5 protein-coding genes are annotated in these 3,193 nt (G+C 70.3%); 1 reads left to right on the top strand and 4 read right to left on the bottom strand.

Annotation, left to right across the window (positions count from 1 at the left end):
* Both B9G49_RS15865 and B9G49_RS15860 read right to left on the bottom strand, forming a co-directional pair.
* On the bottom strand, positions 1–257 hold a 257-nt coding region (locus B9G49_RS15865; RefSeq protein ID WP_143414727.1), incomplete at its 3' end, for a DNA adenine methylase.
* A 146-nt stretch (positions 258–403) separates the two neighbouring features.
* Positions 404–703 (bottom strand): hypothetical protein, encoded by a 300-nt coding sequence (locus tag B9G49_RS15860; RefSeq protein ID WP_049930975.1) that lies wholly within the window; start codon positions 701–703, stop codon positions 404–406.
* A 333-nt stretch (positions 704–1,036) separates the two neighbouring features.
* Between B9G49_RS15860 and B9G49_RS15855 the strand changes: the two genes are divergently transcribed.
* Positions 1,037–1,324, top strand: coding sequence for a hypothetical protein (locus tag B9G49_RS15855; protein ID WP_049930974.1), 288 nt, complete (start codon positions 1,037–1,039; stop codon positions 1,322–1,324).
* Between the two features lie 92 nt (positions 1,325–1,416).
* Here B9G49_RS15855 and B9G49_RS15850 read toward each other — a convergent pair whose 3' ends face one another.
* Both B9G49_RS15850 and B9G49_RS15845 read right to left on the bottom strand, forming a co-directional pair.
* Positions 1,417–2,460: an NAD(P)/FAD-dependent oxidoreductase gene (locus B9G49_RS15850; RefSeq protein ID WP_086217013.1), complete on the bottom strand. Its 1,044-nt coding sequence runs from the start codon at positions 2,458–2,460 to the stop codon at positions 1,417–1,419.
* Between the two features lie 66 nt (positions 2,461–2,526).
* Positions 2,527–3,024, bottom strand: a complete 498-nt coding sequence (locus tag B9G49_RS15845; RefSeq protein ID WP_086217012.1) for a universal stress protein — start codon at positions 3,022–3,024, stop codon at positions 2,527–2,529.
* Positions 3,025–3,193 lie beyond the last annotated feature (169 nt).

Genomic DNA, 3,193 nt, shown 5'->3' with positions numbered 1-3,193 from the left:
GGGTCGCTCTCGGGGTCGTCGAACGACGCGAGCCGGGCGATCAGCTCCTCGGGGCGGTCGCGAACCTGCTCGTAGAAGTTCACCCGCCGCGGGTTCGCGTCGTTGACCGTCGCGCGGGCGGGCTCTACGTCGAAGAAGACGGCCCCGCCGCCGACGAACGGCCCGTGGTACCGGCCCAACTGGGCCGGGAAGCGGGCGTACAGCTGGTCGAGCAGCTGCCGCTTCCCGCCGGCCCACTTCAGGATCGGCTCGGCCATCGCTGTCGGGTGTCGCCCGCGCCCGGGGATAAACGTCTCGGGCCGCGTCCGCGGCAGTCGCTCTCGGGCCGCCACGCGCGCTCGACCGTCCCGCCGGAACCGCCGACAGAGCGGTCAGCCGTCGGAGCGATCGGTCGGCGGAGCGGTCAGTCGTCGGAGGGCTCGCCGTCCGGCATCGGGAGGTCGTCGACGTGAGCCGCGGCCTCCTCGAAGTTCGGGCCGGGTTCGATGGTCCCGGCCTCGCGGTCCCACTCGATGTAGCCGGCCGCCTCCAGCGCCGGGAGGTGCGTCTCGCGGAGTTCGGCGGCGATCTCTTCGGCCCGCCCGCGCACGCGGAGGTCCGCGACGGTCTCGACGGCCTCGTCTGCGAGACCGGCGACCACGCGCCTGCGCTCCGGCGCCGCGACGACGACCGTCGGATCGGTGGTGGGTGTGTCGAGTGTCATCGTGTCTGTCCGTATCTACGGAAGTCGGTGGAGCGGAATAAAAGCACCGCCGACCCGTCGCACCACCGGAATCGCCGCCGGGGAGACGAGCCGCCCGCCGCCGAGACCGCGACCGCCGTCCGTCTCTGTCGAGGCCCCGGCGATCGGAGTCGTCGACGCGGACGACGGGACTCCTCACAGAAATATGAGAAGTGTACCAACGAGTAGCATGGTACGACTTACACCGCATTAACGACCGTTTCAGTTGATTTACGGATATGTGACATGGTACCGTTTCTCAAAACCTATTTGGAAAGTGAAAGTTTTTAGTCGCCCGAGCGTGTACGGTGAGATATGTATCAAGGCTACATCACGCCGGCCGAGGAACACCGACCGATCGGCTCGGGCTCGCCGCCGGGCAGCCGCTCGCCGCTGGGGACGCTCGCGTTCCTCGCGCTCGTCGTCGCACCGTTCGTCGCGTTTTCCTACCCCGTCGCGACCGTCGCGGTCCTGACCGGCACCGTCGCGCTCGCCGTCCTCTCGCGGTCCGTCCTGCGGACCCTGCGCCGGCGCAGCGGTCGGGTCCAGACGTTCACGCTCCCCGGGCTGGGGACCGTCGAGTACCGCATCACGACGAACTGACGCCGCCGCTCGGCGCGCCGTCGAACCGCTTCACAAACCGACCACTTCTCCGGTGACAGCGCCTCGGACCGGCCGACGCCGTCTCCGCCCTCTCAGATCCGATACGCGACGCGCTCGCCGATGTCGAGCCCGTTCGCGATTGCGGCGTGGAGCCGTCCCTCGCCCGCGACCCAGTCGCCGAGCAGGTACAGCCCCGCGTCGCGAGCCGAGTCGACGGGGCCGCCGTCAACGCCCGCCTCGGGGAGCGCATAGCGCCACCCCTGGTGGTCCGTCCACGCGGGGTCGGCCAGCCGGTCGTCGCCGATGATGTCGGCGGCGTGGTCGGCGAGCGCGGCGACGTTCCCCGCGGGGTCGTCTTCGTAGTGCTCGGTCGACCACGCGCCGTTCGCCTGGACGACGAGCAGCGTCTCGCCGTCCGGGACGTGCCCGGCCTTACACTCCTCGCGCGAGATCCACCCGACCGCGTGCTCCTTGTCGGTGTTCACGAGCGCGTAGTAGGGCACGTCGAGCTCGAACGGGTAGCGCAACACCGCGGTCCAGACGCTGCCGTACTCGACCCCGCCGACAGCGTCGACCAGCGTCTCGCGGAGCGGGTCGTCCCACTCAGCCGTCCGGAGCAGCTCCGCGGTCTGGGGGGCCGGCGGGTTCATGAGGAGGCGGTCGAACGGCCCGTGCGTCTCGCCGTCCGCGTCGTCGAGTTCCCACGCGTCCTCGGCGCTCGTCCGTCGAACCGTCTCGACCCGGGTGCGCCGGTGGACCGTGGCGTCCGTGCGGCCGAACAGCCGCTTCGCGATCTGTGTAAGCCCCTGCCGGTAGCTCCACTTGTGCTCGTCGGCGTCGCGGCCCGGGGACACCGCCCCGTCGACGTCGAAGGTGTACACCGGCTCCGTCACCTCGACGAGCCCCTCGTCGTCGAGCGTCTCGGTGATCAGCTCGACGACGCGGTCGTCGTCGCTCTTCAGGTAGTTCGCCCCGTAGTCGTACGTGAGGTCGTCGTGGCGGCGGGTCGCCGCGCGCCCACAGAGGCCGCCCGACTTCTCCAGCACGGTCACGTCCGCCTCCGGCACGGTCCGGTCGATGACGAACGCCGCCGCGGCCGCCCCCGCGCCCGCGCCGACGATGCCTACGTCTGTCACACCGATCGTTAGGGCCGGGCCCACTTAACCGGTCGCGTGCGGCGCCTCCGATGGCGCGAGACGGGCTCAGCCGTCGTCCGGTCCGACGACCATGACCGGGACGTCGGCGCCGCGCCGGACGCGGGCCGGGACCGGGTCGGGACGGAGGAGCCGGTCGAGCCCGGTCCGGCGCGCGGAGCCGACAACCACGAGGTCGGCGTCGTGCGCGGCGGCGAAGTCGACCGCCTCCCGGTGGGTGGTCCCGTAGCGGAACCACTTCTCGACGTCGACGCCGACCGCGGCGCCCGCGTCCTCGGCGGCCTCGACGAGCTCCTCGCCGGTCCGCTCGCGGCGCTCGACGACCACGTCCCACGCCTCTGCCGTGTCGACGACGTACAGCGCGTCGACGACCGCTCCGTGCGTCGCCGCGAGGTCGACGGCCGTCGACACCGCCGCCCGTCCGGCCGGATCGTCGGTCGCGACGACCAGCACGCGCTCGAAGCGTCCCGTCGCTGCGGCGTCGGCGTCCGGAGACACGGCCGCGGTCTCGCCCGTCGCGTCGGTGGCGTCAATATCGGTGGACATGAATTGCGAAAAAGGTCGGATAGCTACCGACCTGTTGTTCGGATTTCGATAAGATCTGGCCGTTCTTAATATTTTTCGACAGGATAAACGATTATCATAATTTATTTGTCGGGGGGCCGCGGACCGACCCCAACGACGCGTTTTAGTCGGCGAGCGCGGTGGGTGGAAA

Origin of the sequence: Halorubrum sp. SD683 (assembly GCF_002135045.1) — an archaeon.
In the GTDB taxonomy this organism is placed as follows: domain Archaea; phylum Halobacteriota; class Halobacteria; order Halobacteriales; family Haloferacaceae; genus Halorubrum; species Halorubrum ezzemoulense.
The sequence above is the reverse complement of the archived record's forward strand: the minus strand, read 5'-3'. Positions and strand labels throughout refer to the sequence as shown.

Excerpts from the sequence above, each read along its gene's own strand:
- B9G49_RS15860 (WP_049930975.1), bottom strand. The coding sequence starts at position 703 with ATGACACTCGACACACCCACCACCGATCCGACGGTCGTCGTCGCGGCG.
- B9G49_RS15855 (WP_049930974.1), top strand. The coding sequence starts at position 1,037 with ATGTATCAAGGCTACATCACGCCGGCCGAGGAACACCGACCGATCGGC.
- B9G49_RS15845 (WP_086217012.1), bottom strand. The coding sequence starts at position 3,024 with ATGTCCACCGATATTGACGCCACCGACGCGACGGGCGAGACCGCGGCC.